16 protein-coding genes are annotated in these 19232 nt (G+C 64.3%); 1 reads left to right on the top strand and 15 read right to left on the bottom strand.

Going from position 1 to position 19232, the window contains the following annotated elements; translation table 11 throughout:
- Positions 1 to 2: 2 nt before the first annotated feature.
- The 7 genes from nirB to EOB80_RS01980 all read right to left on the bottom strand — a co-directional run bounded on the left by nirB (position 3) and on the right by EOB80_RS01980 (position 9896).
- Entirely contained in the window at positions 3 to 2453 is a 2451-nt protein-coding gene (gene nirB / locus EOB80_RS02010) for a nitrite reductase large subunit NirB (protein WP_127326484.1), read from the bottom strand.
- A 4-nt stretch (positions 2454 to 2457) separates the two neighbouring features.
- The gene (locus tag EOB80_RS02005; RefSeq protein ID WP_027035388.1) at positions 2458 to 3255 is read right to left on the bottom strand and encodes an ABC transporter ATP-binding protein; all 798 of its coding nucleotides are present in this window, start codon (positions 3253 to 3255) and stop codon (positions 2458 to 2460) included.
- 11 nt (positions 3256 to 3266) lie between these two features.
- Positions 3267 to 4157: a nitrate ABC transporter permease gene (gene ntrB / locus EOB80_RS02000; RefSeq protein WP_127326483.1), complete on the bottom strand. Its 891-nt coding sequence runs from the start codon at positions 4155 to 4157 to the stop codon at positions 3267 to 3269.
- 70 nt (positions 4158 to 4227) lie between these two features.
- Positions 4228 to 5544, bottom strand: a complete 1317-nt coding sequence (locus EOB80_RS01995) for a CmpA/NrtA family ABC transporter substrate-binding protein (RefSeq protein WP_127326482.1) — start codon at positions 5542 to 5544, stop codon at positions 4228 to 4230.
- Positions 5545 to 5900: 356 nt separating this feature from the next.
- A complete protein-coding gene (locus tag EOB80_RS01990; RefSeq protein WP_164762009.1) occupies positions 5901 to 7139 on the bottom strand; it encodes a CmpA/NrtA family ABC transporter substrate-binding protein in 1239 nt (412 codons plus the stop codon).
- Positions 7140 to 7141: 2 nt separating this feature from the next.
- Positions 7142 to 7744, bottom strand: a complete 603-nt coding sequence (locus tag EOB80_RS01985; protein WP_127267110.1) for an ANTAR domain-containing response regulator — start codon at positions 7742 to 7744, stop codon at positions 7142 to 7144.
- On the bottom strand, positions 7707 to 9896 hold the full coding sequence (locus tag EOB80_RS01980) for an NAD(P)-binding protein (RefSeq protein ID WP_245466224.1): 2190 nt from the start codon (positions 9894 to 9896) through the stop codon (positions 7707 to 7709). Before EOB80_RS01980 ends, EOB80_RS01985 begins: the two co-directional genes overlap by 38 nt.
- A gap of 280 nt (positions 9897 to 10176) precedes the next feature.
- Between EOB80_RS01980 and argE the strand changes: the two genes are divergently transcribed.
- A complete protein-coding gene (argE, locus tag EOB80_RS01975; protein WP_127326481.1) occupies positions 10177 to 11337 on the top strand; it encodes an acetylornithine deacetylase in 1161 nt (386 codons plus the stop codon).
- A gap of 6 nt (positions 11338 to 11343) precedes the next feature.
- Here argE and EOB80_RS01970 read toward each other — a convergent pair whose 3' ends face one another.
- The 8 genes from EOB80_RS01970 to EOB80_RS01935 form a co-directional block, all read right to left on the bottom strand.
- Complete coding sequence (locus EOB80_RS01970) at positions 11344 to 12300, bottom strand: LysR family transcriptional regulator (protein ID WP_127326480.1); 957 nt, start codon at positions 12298 to 12300, stop codon at positions 11344 to 11346.
- A gap of 151 nt (positions 12301 to 12451) precedes the next feature.
- Entirely contained in the window at positions 12452 to 13942 is a 1491-nt protein-coding gene (locus tag EOB80_RS01965) for an aldehyde dehydrogenase (protein WP_127326479.1), read from the bottom strand.
- Between the two features lie 22 nt (positions 13943 to 13964).
- A complete protein-coding gene (locus EOB80_RS01960) occupies positions 13965 to 14639 on the bottom strand; it encodes a DUF1028 domain-containing protein (protein ID WP_127326478.1) in 675 nt (224 codons plus the stop codon).
- A gap of 4 nt (positions 14640 to 14643) precedes the next feature.
- Positions 14644 to 15060 carry a RidA family protein gene (locus tag EOB80_RS01955; protein ID WP_127326477.1) on the bottom strand — a complete coding sequence of 139 codons (417 nt, stop codon included), beginning with the start codon at positions 15058 to 15060 and terminating at the stop codon, positions 14644 to 14646.
- 41 nt (positions 15061 to 15101) lie between these two features.
- Positions 15102 to 16376 (bottom strand): NAD(P)/FAD-dependent oxidoreductase, encoded by a 1275-nt coding sequence (locus tag EOB80_RS01950; RefSeq protein ID WP_127326476.1) that lies wholly within the window; start codon positions 16374 to 16376, stop codon positions 15102 to 15104.
- A 203-nt stretch (positions 16377 to 16579) separates the two neighbouring features.
- A complete protein-coding gene (locus EOB80_RS01945) occupies positions 16580 to 17281 on the bottom strand; it encodes an ABC transporter ATP-binding protein (protein ID WP_127326475.1) in 702 nt (233 codons plus the stop codon).
- Complete coding sequence (locus EOB80_RS01940; RefSeq protein WP_245466223.1) at positions 17274 to 18059, bottom strand: ABC transporter ATP-binding protein; 786 nt, start codon at positions 18057 to 18059, stop codon at positions 17274 to 17276. The genes EOB80_RS01945 and EOB80_RS01940 overlap by 8 nt, the downstream gene beginning before the upstream one ends.
- A complete protein-coding gene (locus tag EOB80_RS01935) occupies positions 18056 to 19231 on the bottom strand; it encodes a branched-chain amino acid ABC transporter permease (protein WP_023809430.1) in 1176 nt (391 codons plus the stop codon). The genes EOB80_RS01940 and EOB80_RS01935 overlap by 4 nt, the downstream gene beginning before the upstream one ends.
- Position 19232 lies beyond the last annotated feature (1 nt).

Genomic DNA, 19232 nt, shown 5'->3' with positions numbered 1-19232 from the left:
TGTCACTCCGCCGCCTGCGCAAACCCGACCGAGGCCATCGGCCGGAATTCGTGCTTGTCCTTGCCGGAAACGCGTTCCGACCACGGATCGACCTGGGCGAATTTCTGGCTGAAGACGAAGCGGTCGTAATAAGCCTTGCGCTTCTCGCCATCGTCCATGATCTGACGCTTGATCTCGGGGATGCCGATGCGTTTGGCCCATTTGTAGATGCGCTCGAGATAGCGGCCCTGCTCGCGATACATCTGCGTCAGCGCCACGATATGCTCCAGCGCCTCATCCTCGGTCTTGACCAGGCCGAGCACCTCGGTGCCCTTGATGTCGAGGCCGGCCGCGCCGGCAAAATGGATCTCGTAGCCGGAGTCGACGCAGATCACGCCGACATCCTTGCAGGTCGCCTCGGCACAGTTGCGCGGACAGCCCGACACCGCCATCTTGACCTTGGCCGGCGTCCACGAGCCCCACATGAATTTTTCGATGCGGACGCCAAACCCTGTCGAATCCTGCGTGCCGAAGCGGCACCAGTCCGAGCCGACGCAGGTCTTCACCGTGCGCAACCCCTTGGCATAGGCGTGGCCGGAGACGAAGCCGGCCTGACCGAGATCGGCCCACACTGCCGGCAGGTCCTCCTTGCGGATGCCGAGCATGTCGATGCGCTGGCCGCCGGTGACCTTGACCATCGGGATTTCGAACTTGTCGACGACGTCGGCGATGGCGCGCAGCTCCGCCGCGTTGGTGACGCCGCCCCACATGCGCGGCACCACCGAATAGGTGCCGTCCTTCTGGATGTTGGCGTGGACGCGCTCGTTGATGAAGCGCGACTGGTAGTCGTCGGCATAGTCGTCCGGCCAGTCGCAGACGAGATAATAGTTGAGCGCCGGCCGGCATTTGGCGCAGCCGCAGGAGGTCGTCCACTCCAGTTCCTGCATGACGGCGGGAATGGTCTTCAGGCTCTTGGCGATTATCAGCCGGCGCACCTCGTCATGGCCGAGCGTCGTGCAGCCGCACATCGGCTGCACCGCCGCCGGATTGTATTTGTCGCCGATGGTCAGCACCATCAGCTTCTCGACCAGCCCGGTGCAGGAGCCGCAGGAGGCTGACGCCTTGGTGTGGGCGCGCACGTCGTCGAGCGAGGTCAGGCCTTTCCCCGTAATCGCGCCAGTGATCTTTCCCTTGCAAACGCCGTTGCAGCCGCAGATTTCCGCATCATCCGGCAAGGCTGCAACGGCCGCCATAGGGTCCAGCGGGGCACCCCCCTGGTAGGACTGGCCGAAGATGAGCGTGTCGCGCATTTCGGAAATATCGGTCTGCTTCTTCTTCAGGTCGTTGAACCAGGCTCCATCAGCCGTCTCGCCGTAGAGCACGGTACCGATGATGCGGTCGTCCTTCAGGACGAGGCGCTTGTAGACGCCGGCGGCCGCATCGCGCAGCACGATTTCCTGGCGGTCCTCGCCCTCGGCGAAGTCGCCGAGCGAGAACAGGTCGATGCCGGTGACCTTGAGCTTGGTCGGCGTGTCCATATGGACGAAGGCCGCCGCTTCGTTGCCGGCAAGCTGGCTGGCTGTAACGCGCGCCATCTCGTAGAGCGGCGCGACGAGGCCATAGACCTGGCTGTTGACCTCGGCACATTCGCCGAGCGCGTAAATGTCGGGATCGTTGCTGCGCATGCCGGCGTCGACGACGATGCCCCTGTTGACGGCGATGCCGGCCTGTTTCGCCAGCGCCGAATTCGGCCTGATGCCGACGGCCATCACCACAAGCGTTGCTGGGATAATGGTGCCGTCAGCAAGCTCCACCTGCCCGACCTTGCCGTTGCCTGTGATCGCCTGTGTGTTAGCCTTGGTGATCACCTTGATGCCGCGCTGCTCCACGGCACGCTGCAGCAGATAGCCGGCCGCGGGATCGAGCTGGCGCTCCATCAGCGTCGGCATGACATGCAGCACGGTGACGTCCATGCCTTGCGCGTTCAGCCCTGCTGCCGCCTCCAGCCCGAGCAGGCCGCCGCCGATGACCACCGCCTTGGCCCGCGACTGAGCGGCGAGCATCATCGCCTGCACATCGTCGAGGTCGCGATAGGTCAGCACGCCCGGCAGATCATGGCCCGGCACCGGAATGATGAACGGCACCGAGCCGGTGGCGATGACGAGCTTGTCGTAGGGTTCGGTGACGCCATGATCTGACGTGACGGTCTTCGCTGACCGGTCGATGGTGACGATCTTGTGGCCCTTGTAGAGGGTGATGTTGTTGGCGATGTACCAGCCGTCGCCGTGGATGATGATCTCCTCATAGGCTTTCTCGCCCGACAGCACCGGCGACAGCATGATGCGGTCGTAATTGACGCGCGGCTCGGCATTGAAGATGGTGACGGTGTAGCGGCCCGGAGCCTGTTCCAGCAGGTGCTCGAGCATGCGCCCGGGGGCCATGCCATTGCCGATGATGACAAGTCTTTCGCTCATGGTGCTACTCCGCGGCTTCGACGAAGCGGTGGCGTTCGTAGAGGAACTTCAGCACCGCCTCGCGGCAGCGCAGGAAGGTCCGGTCGGAAGAGAGTTCGACGCGCCGGCGCGGCCGCGCCAGCGGCACGGGAAGCACTTCGCCGATGGTTGCCGCCGGGCCATTGGTCATCATGACGATGCGGTCGGAAAGCAGCACCGCCTCGTCGACATCGTGGGTGATCATGATCGTCGTCGAGCCGAGCCTGGAATGGATGTCCATCACCGCGTCCTGCAGATGGGCGCGCGTCAGCGCATCGAGCGCGCCGAACGGCTCGTCGAGCAGCAGGATCTTCGGCTCCATGGCCAGCGCCCGGGCGATGCCGACGCGCTGCTTCATGCCGCCCGATATTTCTGCCGGGCGTTTATCCTTGGCATGCGCCATCTGCACGAGGTCCAGATTGCGCATGATCCAGTCATGCCGCTCGGCCTTGCTCTTCGAACGACCGAAAACCTTCGACACCGCCAGATTGATGTTTTCGTAGACGGTCAGCCACGGCAAAAGGCTGTGGTTCTGGAACACCACGGCGCGTTCCGGTCCGGGGCTGTCGACCTCCTTGTCCTCGAGCAGCACGGCGCCGGCGGATACCTTGGTCAGCCCGGCGATCAGATTGAGCAAGGTCGACTTGCCACAGCCGGAATGGCCGATGATGGAGACGAATTCGCCCTTGTCGATGGTCAGCCTGATGTCCTTCAACACCTCGCTGACCTGGGCACCACGCGTGAACGATTTGTCGATATGGTCGAGCTTCAGATAGGCCGTCATCGCCCCTCTCCTCACTTTGCCGTTGTGCCGCGGGTGACAAAGGCGCCGACCGCTGCGACCAGACGGTCGAGGCAGAAGCCGGTGACGCCGATATAGGCGAGCGCGACGATGATGTCGGGCAGCCGCGACGAGTTCCACGCGTCCCAGATGAAGAAGCCGATGCCGACGCCGCCGGTCAGCATTTCGGCGGCGACGATGGCGAGCCAGGACAGGCCGATGCCGATCCTCAGGCCGGTAAAGATGTAAGGCGCGGCAGCCGGCACCATGATCTTCACGAAGAACTCGAACTGGTTGAGCCGCAGGATGCGCGAGACGTTGCGATAATCCTCTGGGATGTTACGCACGCCGACCGCGGTGTTGATGATGATTGGCCAGATCGACGTGATGAAGATGACGAAGATCGCCGACGGGCTGGAATCGCGGAACGCCGCCAGCGACAGAGGCAGCCAGGCCAGCGGCGGCACCGTGCGCAGGATCTGGAACACCGGGTCGAGGCCGCGCATCGCCCAGATCGACTGGCCGACCAGCGCGCCGAGCGCGACGCCGACGACCGCCGCCAGGCCGAAGCCGATGGCGACACGCTGCAGCGAGATCAGCACGCGCCATGCCAGACCGATATCCTGCGGGCCATTGTCGAAGAACGGATGCGCGATCAAATCGTAGGCCTCGTTCCACACCTGGGTCGGCGGCGGCAGGCTTGATGTCGGCGACGAACAGGCGATCTGCCAGACGACCAACATCAGCGCGATGACGATGATGGGCGGCACCAGCGCGCTCGCCAGTTTGCCGGCGATGGCGAGCGGCTCGAAGCGACGCCGTGCCTTGGCAGTGAAGGCGATGACCTCCGCCGGCTTGGCAGGAAAGGCCTTCACCTTGGTGTCCTCGATAGTCTGGATCGACATGTCTGGGGAAAACTCCGTGGGGCAGATAATTCGAGCGACAAACGGCGCAATGCGCCGTTTGCGCTGGGGTTCAGGCCGATGCCTTGATCTTCAGGCTATCGAGATAGGCGGACGGGTTGGCCGGATCGAAGATCTTGCCGTCGAAGAAGGTCTCGACGCCGCGCGACGACGACGCCGGAACGTCGGCAGCCGCAACGCCGAGATCCTTGGCCGCCTCGCGCCACAAATCCTCGCGGTTGACCTGATCGACCAGCGCCTTGATGTCGGTGGTCGGCGTGAACTTGCCCCAGCGGATGTTCTCGGCGAGGAACCACGTGTCGTGGCTCTTAAAAGGATAGGAGACGCCGCCCTTCCAGAACTTCATGGAGAGATCGGTGCCGTTGGCGACGCGGCCATTGCCGTAGTTGATATCGCCCTTGAGGCGGCCGATGATGTCGGCGACGGGCACGTTCATCCATTGCCGCTTGCCGATGATGGCGGCCATCTCGTTCTTGTTGTCGCTAGCCTCGCACCATTGCTGGGCTTCCATGACGGCCATCAGGATCGCCTTGGTGGCGTTCGGGTTTTTCTCGATGAATTCGGCACGCAGGCCGAGCGCCTTTTCCGGATGGCCCTTCCACAATTCGCCCGTCGTGGCGGCGGTGAAACCGACGCCCTGATGGACGAGCTGCTCGTTCCACGGCTCGCCGACGCAGAACACGTCCATGTTGCCGACCTTCATGTTGGCCACCATCTGCGGCGGCGGCACGACGATGGTCGAGACGTCTTTGTCGGGATCGATGCCACCGGCCGCCAGCCAGTAGCGCAGCCACAAATCATGCGTGCCGCCCGGGAAGGTCATGGCGGCCTTGATTTCCTTGCCAGCCGCTTTCTTGGCGGCAAAAGCGTCTTTCAGCTTCGAGGCGTCGAGACCGACACCGGTGCCGGCATATTCCTGGGCGACCGAAATGCCTTGGCAGTCGTAGTTGAGCCGCGCCACGATCGCCATCGGCATCGGCTGGTTGTTCTGCGTCACCTTGCCCGTGTGCATGAGGTAAGGCAGCGGCGTCAGGATATGGGCGCCGTCGATGCCGTTGGCCGCGCCGCCGAGCATCAGATTGTCGCGTGTCGCACCCCAGGAGGCCTGCTTGAGCACCTCGACATCGGGCATGCCGAACTTGGCGAACAGCCCCTTCTCCTTGGCGATCATCAGCGGTGCCGCATCGGTGAGGGCAATGAAGCCGAGCTTGGCGCCGGTGACCTCCGGAGCGGCGGTCGCAGCATAGGCGCCGGAAGGGAAGAGCTTGCGGGCCGCCATGAACAGGCCGGCCGTCATCGCGCTGCTGACGAGAAAATCGCGGCGCGTCATGTCCTTGAGGGTCGTTCCAGTCCTGATCCGTTTCGTCATCGTCGTCTCCGGTTGGGCGCGGCTTGGGATCCGCGTCGTCGATTGCGTGTTGATCAAAACAAAAAAGCCGCCAGCCAGGTCTTCGCGTCCGGGTGACCGGGAGCGCGCATTAACCTGAGCGGCAGCTTTGCCTGTGGCGCCCGCCATTGGACGCCTGTTCCGTGACCCGCGAAGGGCCTGTCTATTTCAAAGCAGGAACCGTGCCAGTTTTGAGAGAGGTGAAAAAGATCAATTAAATCAGCAACCCGCGCCGATCTCGGACGCACCGGGTCGTATGGCCGGAAGGCCAAAGATTGTTCATTCGGGCAATCGCGCGCACAATTTTTGTGCAATGCACAAGAATGACGCGGAAATGATCAGGCTTCCGCGCGAGCCGATTTCTGGCCGGTAATGTAGGCGTCGACCTCGTCCGGATCGAAGATCTGGCCGTCGAAGAAACCGTCCGGACCGAGCACAAGGCCGGCGCCTGTCGCGCCGACCGCGGTGGCAACTTGGAGCGCACCCTCGACTTTCGAATTGGCGCCGGGAAGCGCCACACCAAGCGGCTTCAGAGCCGAACGGTAGAGGTCGGGCCGGTAGCAGTTGCGGGCGATGGCAAGGTTTTCCGGCGTGTGCGCCACGTGCCCCCAGCGCACCATCTGCGTGTAGAACCACAGCGCATGGCTCTTCCATGGAAAGTTCGCTGCCTTGTCGAACGGGAGGAAGAAGTCGTCGATGGTCCGCTCCGCGCCGCCGCCCAGTCGGAGATGACCGGTCAGGATCGGCATCTGCACGGCCGGCGGCAGGCCGAGAAAGCCGGCCTGCGCCATCACAGCTGCCAATTCGCCACGGTTGGCCGGATCCTGGCACCAGCGCGCCGAGTGATGCAGCGCACGCAGCAGCGCCGCCAGTGCCTCGGGGTTTTCGTCTGCCCACGCCTTGCGCACGCCGATCACCTTCTCCGGGCTGTTACGCCATATCCGCGCCTTGACGGTGACGATATGCCCGGTGCCGGCGGCAACCGCAGCACTGTTCCAAGGTTCGCCTGCGCAGTACCCGTCGATGCGGCCGGTGGCCAGCGCATCCGCCATGAAGGGCGGCGGCACGATGACGATCTCGATTTCGCGCGCCGGATCGATGCCGCAGGCGGCGAGCCAGTAGCGGAGTTCGTAATTGTGCCCGGAATGCGGATGCACCACGGCGAAGCGCAGCGGGTCGCCACCGGCCGCAGCGCGCTCGCGAATGAGCGCGCGCAACGCCGCACCGGCGCGCGCCGGATCAAGATCGGCTTCGGCGCCGTGCGCCACCATTCCGGCCCAGACGGTGTTGGAGACGGTGACGCAATTGCCGCCGAGCCCGAGCGAGAACGGCACGATGGTTTCCGAAGCGAGTGGCGTCAGCCCGAGATTGCAGGCGAGCGGCATCGGTCCCAGCATATGCGCGAGATGAAAGTGACCGATGGCGATGCGGTCGCGGATGTTGGCCCAGGACGTCTCGCGGTGCAGGGTGAGGTCGATGCCTTCTCGTGCGGCAAAGCCAAGCTCCCCGGCCGCGACCAGCACGGCGCTGTCGAAAAGCGGCATGAAACCGGCGGTGATCTGGTGCGCAGCAGTCATGCTCATTCGTCCTCCGGCGGTCCCAGCAGCCCGGCGGCAGTCACCAGGCTCTGGGCGATGTCGCCGATCTTGCGGTTCTGGTTCATCGCCGTCTTGCGCAGCAGCGTGTAGGCGGCCTCTTCGGAGAGGCCGCGCGACTTCATCAGGATGCCCTTGGCGCGGTCGATCACCTTGCGGCTCTCGAGCTCGCCGCGAACCTCTTCCAGTTCGCGCGCCATGCGCGAAAAAGCGTTGAAACGGCTGACCGCCATGTCGAGGATCGGCTTGACGCGCTCTTGCCGCAGACCGTCGACGACATAGGCCGAAACGCCGGCATCGACCGCCGCCTCGATCGAGGCCTGATCGGAGCGGTCGACGAACATGGCGATCGGCCGTTTTACGGCGCGCGACAGCTGGAACATGTTTTCCAGCATGTCGCGGTTCGGGTTTTCGAGATCGATGACGATGACATCGGGCTCGATCTCGGCGATCCGCCGCGCAATGCCGGTCACGTCATGGATGACGGTGACACGCTCATGGCCGGCCTCGCGCAATCCCGCCTCGATGATCGCGGCGCGGATGCGGTTTTCATCGATCACCAGGACGGCGAGTGCGGTTCGAACCATGCCTGCATTGTGACCAAGCGAAGGAATTGTGCAATGCAGTATGGTCGAACAACCCAATATTCGCGGACCGCGCCACCGGCGCCTCATCCACCGCCAGCGCCGTGACCTCGCGGCGGAAGGGCAGTGCGTCGCCGATGTCGGCTTCGTCCAGCTCGCGGGCGAAGCGGTGGCCGGCGTAGGTTGCCCAGGCGATCGGGCCAGGCGCCTCGGCATCGCCGATGACTTTGATCGAGCGGATGCCGCTATCGGCCCATTGATCCCGCCGCGCCTTCAGTTCGCACCAGACGCCATCGTCCTGTTGGCGCGACGTCACGAGCACGACGGCGTCCGCGGCGAAGTCGCGTTGGCTGCCCGTATAGGCGCACGCAGTGGCAACCCCGCCCGCCACGATGCGCGTCACGGCCCGGTTCAGCACGATCTCGACGCCGAGTTCGGCCAGCCGGCGATGGATGGCGCCCTGCTCCAGCGTGTTGCGGGTCCAGTCGGACACATAGGCCGACGGCGTCACCAGCGTCACCTTCGCGCCCTGCCGCGCCATCAGCTCGGCCAGGACACCGCCCATGTAATAGTGATCGTCGTCGAACAGCACGACGCTGCCGGTCGGCACATTGCCGCCCATCAGATCGTCCGGCGTGTAGACCGGCATGGCCGGGTCCACCGGCATCGGCACGACATGCGCGCGCGCCACGCCGTCGCGGCGCCATGTCGAGCCGGTGGCGATGGCGATGTTTTGAAAGCCGAAGGCCAGTATCTCCTGCGCCGACAATCGGCTTTCGAAATAGACGTCGACATTGGACATCTGGCTGATCTGGTACTGGCGGTAGTCGCGCACACGCCCCCATGCCGAGAGACCAGGCAAGCGGCACTCGCGCGCCACGCGGCCGCCGAGTTCGGTTCCTGCTTCGGCGATGGCCACCTGGTAGCCGCGCAGGCCGAGTGCCCTGGCGGCTTCCAGCCCGGCGGGGCCGGCTCCGACGATCAGCACGCTGTCGCTGTCGCCCTTGGCCTGCATCCGCTCGGGATGCCAGCCCTTGCGCCACTCCTCCATGAAGGTCGGGTTCTGCGTGCAGCGAGAGATCGACATGGTCATGTCGCCGGTGATGCAGATGTTGCAGCCGATGCATTCGCGAATGTCCTCGATGCGCCCCTCCTCCACCTTCTTCGGCAGGAAGGGATCGGCAATCGACGGCCGCGCGCAGCCAATGAAGTCCAGCGTGCCGGACTTGATCATCTTCACCATCACATCCGGCGAGGTGAAGCGGCCGACACCGACGACCGGCTTGGAGGTCAGCGTCTTGATTCCGGACACCAGGCTCTCCTGCGCGCCCTCCTCCTTGAACCGCGACGGCCCCGAGCAGTCCTCCCAGGCGCCATGCGCCAGGTCCCAGAGGTCTGGCAGGTCGGCATGCATCTCGATCATGTCGCGCACTTCGGAATTGGCAAAGCCGAGCTCACCGATCATCTCGTCCAGCGACAGCCGCAGCGTCAGGCCGCACGTGTCGCCGATGGCGTCCCTGCCCTCTTCGATCAGCTCACGCATCAGCCGCGAGCGGTTCTCCAGCGAGCCCCCATATTCGTCGCTGCGCTGGTTGGTGGCGGTGGACAGGAAGTGCTGGATGATGCCGAAGCCATGCGCGCCGTAGAGGCAGACCAGGTCGAAGCCCGCAAGCCTGGCCCGTTTGAAGGCATTGCGGTGCCAGCGACGCAGGTCGCGTATATCCTGCTTGTCCATGGCGCGCGCTTGGACCGGATCGTTGGTGAAGGTTCGGATCGGCAGGGCCGACGGTCCGCGCGGTACCTCCTTGGTGTAGAGGTTGGGACCGTTGATGCCTGAATAGGCCAACTGGATGCCGGCCAGCGCGCCATGCTGGTGCATGGCCTCTGCCATCTTCGCCAACGCCGGGATATCGGCGTCGTCCCACAGCCTGAGCTCGATGAAGGGCGTGATCTCCGATGTGTGGTGCATCTCGGTCTGCTCGGTGAAGATGACGCCCCAGCCGCCTTCCGACTTGATGCGGCGCATCTCGGCCGCGGCCGAAGGATCGCGATAGCCGCCGCCATTGCAATGCGGAACCTGATAGAAGCGGTTCTTGGCGGTCACCGGACCGATCTTCACGGGCTCGAACAGAATGTCGTAGCGCGGATCGCGCATGGAACGTGCCTTCCTGCCAGCGTCGCCTTGCAGCATGCCCGATCATGGTTTCGAGCCGTGGCGCAAGCCGGCCAGCCCAGTGGGTTGATGCCGTGAGACCATTCATAAATTGCGGCAAGCGCCGGGAAACAACAGATTTCTTCTGTGCCGGTTAGGACGCGCCTAATCGGCAGCACTGCATGGATTAGCATCCGCTGAATCCCGGCTGAGCCAAATGCGACTTCAAGGCCGCCGCCGCGCGATGTTAGATAGCGCGCACGCCCAATGAGACACAAGACGCATGGACAGCATCCAGATCCTTGAAAAACTGATCGCGTTCCCGACGGTGAGCCGCGATTCGAACCTCGCCCTCGTCGGCTACGTGGCGGAGCTGCTGGACGCGCACGGCATTGCCAGCCAGATCATCCACAGCGAGGACGGCCACAAGGCCAATTTGTTTGCCACCATCGGACCGACTGATGCTTCCGGCATCATGCTGTCCGGCCACACCGACGTCGTCCCCGTCGACGGCCAGGCTTGGACGCTGCCGCCCTTCAAGATGACGAGCCGAGACGGCAAGCTTTACGGACGTGGCACAGCCGACATGAAGGGTTTTGTGGCCTGCGCACTCGCGGCGTGCCTTAAAGCATCGAAAATGACGCTGCGCACGCCGCTGCATTTGGCGCTCTCCTACGACGAGGAGATCGGCTGCATTGGTGTGCGCAGCCTGATCGACATGCTGCAAGCAGCCCCGCATCGGCCCTTGCTGTGCATCGTGGGCGAGCCCACCGACATGCAGGTGGCGACGGGCCACAAGGGCAAGCTTGCCGCACGCGCGCTTTGCAAGGGACGCGAGGGCCATTCGGCGCTGGCCCCGCTGGCGCTCAATGCCATCCATCTCGGCTGCGATTTCGTCGCCGCCTTGCGCCGCGAACAGGACCGGCTGGTGCGCGATGGCGCCCGCGACGGCGACTACGACATTGCGTACACAACCGTCCATGTCGGCAAGATCAACGCCGGCGTGGCGCTGAACATCGTGCCGAACCTCTGCCAGGTCGACTTCGAGATCCGCAATGTCGCGGCCGACGACCCGCATGAGATTCTCGAGCGCCTGCGCGTGAAGGCCGCGCGCATTGCCACCGAAGCCTCGGCTATCGCGCTCGAGGCGGCAATCGACATCGACATCACCAACACCTATCCCGGCCTGGACACGCCGGTCAGTTCGCAGGCCGTCGCTTTCATCAAATCGCTGACCGGCGCCAACAACACCATCAAGGTGGCCTACGGCACGGAGGGCGGCCTGTTCAGCCGCGATCTCGGCACGCCGACGGTCGTGTGCGGACCGGGATCGATGGCGCAGGGACACAAGCCGGATGAGTTCGTCAGCGTCGAGCAAATGCGCCGCTGCGATGGCATGCTGGAAAAATTGCTGCAGCGGCTTGCCGACCAGCAGTTGGCTTAACCGGGGCTACTTGTGTGGAAGTGCTGCCTGGCCGACAGCCCGCTCGGCGCCGAACACGCCTTGCTCGACGACGAAATGCCGGCAGTGGTCGATGAACGCCTGGACGGTTTGCGTGCGGTGTTCGGAACTGGGCAAGGCGACGCCCATGGTCAGCGGCCGCAGATCGCCGTCCAGCGGCACGAAGACCAGCGGCTTGCCGTCCGGCGCCAGCGTGTTGAGCGGCCGCATATTGGCGATGCCGTAGCCGAAGCCGTTGGCCACCATGGAACGCATGACGGCGATGTCGCCGGTACGCTCGGCAATGTTGGGGCGGATTCCGCGCTGGTGGAATGCCGACAGAAAATATTCGCGGCTGAACGGCAGGTCGAGCAGCACCATCGGCTCGTCGGCCAGCTCCTCCGTCGTGATCGACGCCTTTGCCGCGAAGCGATGCCCCGCCGGCAGCATGACGTACGCCGGCACCAGCATCAGCGGCTCGAAGGTCATGTCCTGCGACAGTTCGAGATCGTAGGTCAAGGCAAGGTCGATTTCACCGCGCTGCAGCATCTCGAGCAATTGCCCCTGATTGCGCTCGAACTGGCGCACCCGCACATCGGGATAGGCGCGCTCGAACCGCATGCGCAGCGCCGGCAGCACGATTTGCGCAAAGGTCAGTAGGCATCCCACCGCCAGCGGGCCGCGCACCTTCTCGGCAAAGTCGCCGGCGACGTCGTGCAAGGCGTCGGCATCGTTGAGCAGCCGGGCGGCTTCCTTGAGGAAGATGCGGCCACCGGCGGTGAGCGAGAGGCCGTGCGAATGCTTGCGGACAAACAGCTGGACACCGAACTCGGTTTCCAGTTGTGCGATCGAGGCCGAAATCGACGGCGGCGACACATTGACCTGTTCGGCCGCCTTAGCGATGGAACCGGCTTCGCCCACGGCGACGAAATATTCCAGCTGTCTGAGCGTGAAGCGTAGCGGCATGGCTGGCTATGTTGCCGGTTTGAGGGCTTCGATCAAGCCTAATGCATGTCGCGCAAAAGTGGCCCCGGTTTTGCGCAAATGACATGCATAGAGCAAAGGCCTAAAGCGCATCGCTTGAATCCGTTCAATCGCGATGCGCTTTAGGCGCCCATCAGTATTTGATCCATGTCGTTTTGAGCGCGGTGTATTTGTCGAGCGCATGCAGCGACAGGTCGCGGCCGAAGCCGGATTGCTTGAAACCGCCGAACGGCGTCATCGGGCTCAGCGCGTCGACCGTGTTGACGGAAACCGTGCCGGCATGCAGCCGGCCGGCGATACGATGCGCGCGCGACAGGCTGTCGGTCCACAGCGATGCGGCCAGCCCATAGGGGCTGTCATTGGCGATGCCGATCGCGTCGGCCTCGTCGTCGAAGGCGATGACCGAAAGCACCGGCCCGAAGATCTCGTCGCGAGCAATCGGATCGGCAGGTGCGACATCGTCGAAGATGGTCGGCTGGACAAAGCTGCCGCGCCCATTGACCGTGACCAGGTCGCCGCCCGCGACCAGGCGCGCGGTTTTCTTGCCGGCCTCGACGAACCGCATGACATTGGCCGCGTGGCGGGCATCGACCATCGCGCCCATTTTCGAAGCCGGATCGAGCGGATCGCCGGGCTGCGTGGCCGCCGCACGCTGCACGAGCTTTTCCACCAGGGCATCCTTGATGCCGCGCTGGACGAGCAGGCGTGAATTGGCCGAACAGACCTCGCCCTGGTTGAAGAAGATGCCGAAGGCCGCCATATCGGCTGCCGCGTCGAGATCGCCGCAGTCGGCAAAGACGAGGTTCGGGCTCTTGCCGCCGGTTTCCAGCCAGACCTGCTTCATGTTCGACTGGCCGGAATACTGCAGGAACAGCTTACCCACGGCGGTCGAGCCGGTGAAGGCGAGGCAATCCACATCCATATGACGGCCAAGCGCCTGGCCGGCGGTTTCGCCAAGGCCGGGCACGACATTGAGCACGCCTGCGGGCAGGCCCGCTTCCATTGCCAGTTCCGCCAGAAGCAGGGCCGACAAGGGCGACTGCTCGGCGGGTTTCAGCACCACCGAATTGCCTGCCGCCAGCGCCGGTGCGCATTTCCAGGTCGCCATGTCGAGCGGGAAATTCCACGGCACCACCGCGCCGACCACGCCAACCGGCTCGCGCCGCACCAGCACCAGATCGCCTTCGCCGGTCGGCGCCACTTCGCCATAGATCTTGTCGATGGCCTCGCCATACCATTGGAAGATCGCTGCCGAGCCGGGAACGTCGACCGCGGCCGCATCCCTGACCAGTTTTCCCATGTCGAGCGATTCAAGCAGGGCCAGTTCATGCAGGTTTTCGCGCAGCAGCTGCGCCAGCCGCAGCAAGACCTCCTTGCGGTGCGCCGGACTGGTGCGCGACCAGACACCCGCATTGAAGCTGCGCCGCGCTGCGGCAACCGCCAGATCGATATCTTCCTCGCCGCAGGACGCCACTTCGGCCAGCACCTCGCCGGTAGCCGGATTGACGCTGGCGAAGGTCCGGCCCGAACGCGCTGCGACCGTCTTGCCGTCGATGAACGCCTTGTCGCGAAAACGGATCGCGGACGCCTTGCCGATCCAGTCCTTGTGACTGAGTTCGCTCATCGCAGGTGACCCCCTGTCTTGACTATTCGTCGCCCGGCACGCCGTAGCTCGGCGCATCGGATGGGTTTATCGCGCGGGTCACATAGGCATCGAGCTGCGGTTTGTAGAGTTCCCACAGCGTCGCCAGTTGCTCGATCGGGCAGTCGTCGGTCCAGTCGCAGCGCAAATCGGCGACCGGCCACGCCACCTCGCGCACCAGCTTCATACCGGCGGAATGGACAGGACCCGCCTCGCCGCCCGCTTTCAGCGCGGCGCGCATGGTCGCGATGAGGCGGTCGCCGAGATGCCCTTCCGACGCCAGGAACGCCTCGACCATGGCTTGCGGAACGCCGTCATGGGCCAGCATGTTGCCGCCGCAGGCGACATTGTCCGCACGCGCCTCCGCCCAGATGCCAAGCGCCTTGGGCCCTGAGTGGATAGCGGTCGTCCCGGCGGCATCGACAGCCAGCACCTGCCGGTATTCGGGATAGGCACCGGTGCGCTTCAATATGACAATCGCCTCTGCCGCCGACGCGCCGCGCGCCAGCAATTCGAGACCGCGCAGTCCCAGCGCAGGATCGGTGACGTTCTGACTGGCAACGGCGCCGGCGCCCGCCTGCGCATAGGCGCAGCGCGCCGCCACAGCAGGCGACGAGGAGGACACCGCGACCCCGAACATGCCGGTGCGGCTGCACCGCGCGACGATGGAGAATGTCATGACTTTAATCCGGGATAACTGCGGTGCCGTCGATCTCGACCAGCCAGTCCGGCCGCGCCAGGGCCTGCACGACTAGGCCGGTCGAGACGGGATGCACGCCTTTGATATACTCGCCCATGGTGCGGTAGACCGCCTCGCGATGGCGGACATCGGTAATGTAGACCACCACCTTGACCAAATGCTCGATGGTGCCGCCGCACTCCTCGATCAGCTGGCGGATGTTCTGCATGACCTTGTGCGTCTGTTCGACCGGATCATGGCTTTCGATATTCTTGGCCGTGTCGAGGTCCTGCGGGCATTGGCCGCGCAGATAGACGGTCCTGCCGCCCCGCGTAACGACCGCCTGGCACAGATCATTGTCGAGCTTCTGCTCGGGATAGGTGTCCTTGGTGTTGAACTTGCGAATTCTTATATGGGCCATCTTGGTCTCCGTCAGTCGGCTCGAGGTCGGGACGTCCGTTTCTATGCCACTTTGGTCTCGCGCTTTGCGGACGCATGGTAGGCCAGGTACTTGCGCTGCGTGGAGATATGGTCCGCCACATGCTGGGCGTCGTGCCAGACGCCCCAGATGAAGCTCGACCCCCGCCGCGATTGCCACGGCAGTCCCAGGAAATAGATTCCCGGCTCGGTCGACACGCCGCGCTGGTGCTTCGGCTTGCCCTTTTCGTCAAACACATCGACCTTCAGCCAGTTGTAATCGACGGTGAATCCCGTTGCCCAGATGATCGAACCTATCCCGGCTTCCGCCAGGTTCAGCTCGAGAATGGGATCAGTCATGCATTGCGGGTCCGGTCCGATCTCGCGGGCCGCGGGCTCCTCGGGAAGGTCGAGGCCGTTGCGAGCGACATAGGCGTCGGCCTCGTCCAGCACCGACATGTAGTTCGCATCGCCGCGCGCGATATTTTTAGCCAGATCCGGAGCGAAGGTCATGACCCCTTCCTTGTAGGATTCCGTCCGGCCAACCAGCGTCATCCCTTGCGCGGCAAGACGCCGGAAGTCGATCGTCTGGCCGCCCCGCGCGCCGCTCACCGCGATGGTGACGTGTTCGGTGCCAGGCGCCGGCGCTTGGGCGTCCCATTTGCCCAAAACCCCCAGCCACCAGCAGAAGTCACGCTCGCGATAGGCCCGCGGCGGCCGATCATGCGGCCCGACCGAGAGGTAGACGCGCCGTCCCGCGCGCTGGAGTTCGTCGGCGATCTGCACCCCCGAGGACCCGGAGCCGACCACCAGCACCGCACCTTCGGGCAACTGGCCCGGATTGCGATAGGCGCTGGAATGGATCTGCATCGCTCCGGCATCCCCGGGGACAACCGCCGGAATGACCGGATGCTGGAAAGCCCCGGTAGCGGCAACCACGCTCCTGGCCTCGATCACGCCATCCGAGGTTTCGACCCGGAAGCCGGGACGGCCGACAAGCCTTTCCACGCTCCTGACCTCCAGGCCGCAGCGGATGGGGGCAGCGATCATGCCGGCGTAAGCGACAAAATAGTCGGCGACCTTCTCCTTGCCGACAAAGGCGTCGGGACCGGCGTCCGGAAATTCCATGCCGGGAAAACGATCATGCCAGGCGGGACCATTGGCAACCAGCGAGTCCCATCTTTCGGTACGCCAGCGTTCGGCGATGCGGCTCCGCTCGAGCACGAGATGCGGCACCCCGCACTTGCTCAGATGCTCGCTCATGGCCAGCCCCGCCTGGCCGCCGCCAACAACAAGCGTGTCTACCGTTTCGACTGGCATTTCAGCGGCCCTTTCTGGCTCTCCCCGGGAGTGTCTGCGGATGCGGCGGAGATCTGATCGTTGGTTTACTGGAGGCACCGGGCAGCGAAAATTATGATTTCATGTGGCAGTGGTTAGCTTGTCCCTAAATGCCGGGAAGCATGGCCGAAGATGTGGAGCGCGGGGCGTGGATCATCACTGTTGAGTCAGAAGAAACGGACGGCTCAGAGATAAAGACTTCTGGCCGCCTTGGACGAGAGCAACTCCTTTGCCGGCCCCTCCTGGGCGACCTTACCCTTGACCAGCACATAGCCGCGATCGGCGATGCCCAGCCCCATTTCGGCATTCTGTTCGATCAACAGGATGGTCGTGCCTTGGCGATGGATTTCCCTTGTGATCTCGAAATACTCGCCGATGAGTTTTGGCGAGAGGCCGAGCGACGGCTCGTCCATGATCACCAGTCTGGGTTCGCCGATCAGCGCGCGCGCCAGCGCCACCATCGCCTGTTCGCCGCCCGACAAAGTCCCGGCGACCTGGCGCAGGCGCTCCTGGATGCGCGGAAACAGCTTGCACATCTTGTCCAGTTGCACCCCGAAATTTGGTCCCCTGCCCGACACCGCGTCATAGCCCAGGCGCAAATTCTCCATCACGGTCAGGCCGGGGAACAGCCGGCGCCCTTCGGGAACGAGCCCGACGCCGAGCGACGCCAGGTTTTCCGTGCCGAGCGTCGCCATGTCCCTGCCCATCACCTCGACCTTGCCGCGCTGCGCCCGCACGACGCCGCAGACTGTCATGAAGGTTGTCGTCTTGCCGGCGCCGTTCGGCCCCAGCAGGCAGACCAGTTCGCCGGGGCGCACGCTCATCGCCACGCCGCGCAGCATCGGCACCGCGCCATAGGAAGTATCGACATCCCTGAGTTCAAGCATGGGCGACCGCCTTCCCGAGATAGGCTTCCTGGACGCGCGGGTCGGCTCGCACCGCCGCGAAGTCGCCCTCGGCGATCTTGCTGCCATAGTCGATGCAGGTGACATGCTGCGGGAACGCTTCGACCACCCGCATGTCGTGCTCGATCAGGACCACCGACAGAGCAGGGTTATGTACGCGCAGCCGCGTGATGTCGGCCACCAGCGCGTCGGTTTCCGTATCGTCCATGCCGACCGAAGGTTCGTCGAGCAGCAAGAGCTTGGGCTGCGATGCGAGCGCTCGGGCAATTTCCAGGCGCCGCCTGTCGGCTTGGGCCAGTGTACCCGCTGGCCGGTAGCGTTGTTCGAACAGGTCGCCGGAGCTGAGCTTGAGCAGGGTTTCGGCCTTTTCCACGCAAGCCGCCATCTCGCGGCGCGATGCGCCAGGCCTAAACAGCGCGGTCAGCACGCCGGTCCTGGTGCGGGTGTGCATGCCGATGATGACGTTGTCGAGGACACTGAGGTCGGAGAACAGACGCGACGACTGGAATGTGCGGGCGATGCCGCGGTCGACAACTTCGTAGGACGGGCGGCCGGTGATCTCGGCACCGTCGAAGGTCACGCGACCGGAGGTTGGCCGGTAGACGCCGGTCACGACATTGAACAGCGTCGACTTGCCGGCGCCGTTCGGCCCGATGACGGCGAGCACCGCGCCCTTGTCGATCGACAGGCTGACATCGTTGAGCGCGACCAGGCCGCCGAAGCGCATCGTCAAATTCTCGACCTTGAGAAGCGCGCTCACGGCTCGCCTCCGTAGCGCCGCATGCGTTGCGGGAACAGACCTTGCGGCCGGATCATCAGGAAGCCGATGATGACGACGCCGAAGAACAGCAGGCGGTAGTCGGCGAACGCGCGCAATTTCTCCGGCAGGATGGTCAGCAGGAACGCACCGACGATGACACCGAAAATATTGTCCATGCCGCCGACGATGACCATGGTCATGATGGTGACGGAGACCAGGAAGGTGAAATTGTCGGGAGAAATGTAGGAGACGTAGAAGGCGTAGATCGTGCCGGCGAAGGCGGCGAGAAAGGCGTCGACGGCGAAGGCCAGCACTTTGAACCACGCCACATTGATGCCTTGCGCCTTGGCGGCGATCTCGTCGGCGCGCAGCGCGTTCCAGGCCAGACCGATGCGCGAGCCGTGCAGCCGGTGCGCGGTGACGATGGCGACGACGACCAGTGCGGCCGACAGATAATAGAAATTCGCCTGGCTCGGCAGCTTCCAGCCGAAGATCACCAGCGGATCGGCAAAGGAATGGCCGAACAGGCTGGGCGCCGGAATGCCGACCAGTCCGTTGGGTCCGCCGGTCCAGCTGAAATTGTTCAGCAATTGCTGGACCACGACGCCGAAGGCGATGGTGACGAGCGCGAGATAGGTGTCGCGCGTGCGCATCGACGGGATGCCGATGATGAAACCGAACAGGGTCGCCGCCAGCGCCGCGACCGGCAGCGTCAGCCAGAAGCTGACGCCGAAATTGATCGCCAGCAGCGCCGACACGTAGGCGCCTATGCCGTAGGAAGCGCCGGTGGCGAAGTTCGGAATGTTGGCGCTGCCGAGCTGGAAATTGAGCGCCAGCGCCAGCACCGCATAAAGCTCGGCGACGATCAGCAGATGGAGGATATAGGTGTTGGATCCGACGAAGAACGGAAAGGCCAGCACGATGACCGCCGCAGTGATCATCGCCACGAGCGGAACCCGGGCAAAGCTCGCCAACGCATAGTCGGCGATCCACGGCAGCCTCTCCAGCAGATAGAAACCGAGGCCGAGCAAGGCCAGCAGGCCGACCACCTGCCAGCCGCCGTCGACTCTGAGGATGAGGTACAGGAACGCTGCCCCGATGATTTGCGAGGCGATGGCGAAGACCGTGGCCGCGGCTATGCCCGGCACGTCGGGTGAAGCACGACCCTGCATG

Source organism: Mesorhizobium sp. M7A.F.Ca.MR.245.00.0.0 (genome assembly GCF_003997415.1).
Classification (GTDB): domain Bacteria; phylum Pseudomonadota; class Alphaproteobacteria; order Rhizobiales; family Rhizobiaceae; genus Mesorhizobium.
This window is presented reverse-complemented; position numbering and strand designations above follow the sequence as displayed.

Bases quoted from the DNA above. Each gene is read 5' to 3' on its own strand.
- nirB (WP_127326484.1), bottom strand. From the start codon at position 2,453: ATGAGCGAAAGACTTGTCATCATCGGCAATGGCATGGCCCCCGGGCGC.
- EOB80_RS02005 (WP_027035388.1), bottom strand. From the start codon at position 3,255: ATGACGGCCTATCTGAAGCTCGACCATATCGACAAATCGTTCACGCGT.
- ntrB (WP_127326483.1), bottom strand. From the start codon at position 4,157: ATGTCGATCCAGACTATCGAGGACACCAAGGTGAAGGCCTTTCCTGCC.
- EOB80_RS01995 (WP_127326482.1), bottom strand. From the start codon at position 5,544: ATGACGAAACGGATCAGGACTGGAACGACCCTCAAGGACATGACGCGC.
- EOB80_RS01990 (WP_164762009.1), bottom strand. From the start codon at position 7,139: ATGACTGCTGCGCACCAGATCACCGCCGGTTTCATGCCGCTTTTCGAC.
- EOB80_RS01985 (WP_127267110.1), bottom strand. From the start codon at position 7,744: ATGGTTCGAACCGCACTCGCCGTCCTGGTGATCGATGAAAACCGCATC.
- EOB80_RS01980 (WP_245466224.1), bottom strand. From the start codon at position 9,896: ATGCGCGATCCGCGCTACGACATTCTGTTCGAGCCCGTGAAGATCGGT.
- argE (WP_127326481.1), top strand. From the start codon at position 10,177: ATGGACAGCATCCAGATCCTTGAAAAACTGATCGCGTTCCCGACGGTG.
- EOB80_RS01970 (WP_127326480.1), bottom strand. From the start codon at position 12,300: ATGCCGCTACGCTTCACGCTCAGACAGCTGGAATATTTCGTCGCCGTG.
- EOB80_RS01965 (WP_127326479.1), bottom strand. From the start codon at position 13,942: ATGAGCGAACTCAGTCACAAGGACTGGATCGGCAAGGCGTCCGCGATC.
- EOB80_RS01960 (WP_127326478.1), bottom strand. From the start codon at position 14,639: ATGACATTCTCCATCGTCGCGCGGTGCAGCCGCACCGGCATGTTCGGG.
- EOB80_RS01955 (WP_127326477.1), bottom strand. From the start codon at position 15,060: ATGGCCCATATAAGAATTCGCAAGTTCAACACCAAGGACACCTATCCC.
- EOB80_RS01950 (WP_127326476.1), bottom strand. From the start codon at position 16,376: ATGCCAGTCGAAACGGTAGACACGCTTGTTGTTGGCGGCGGCCAGGCG.
- EOB80_RS01945 (WP_127326475.1), bottom strand. From the start codon at position 17,281: ATGCTTGAACTCAGGGATGTCGATACTTCCTATGGCGCGGTGCCGATG.
- EOB80_RS01935 (WP_023809430.1), bottom strand. From the start codon at position 19,231: ATGCAGGGTCGTGCTTCACCCGACGTGCCGGGCATAGCCGCGGCCACG.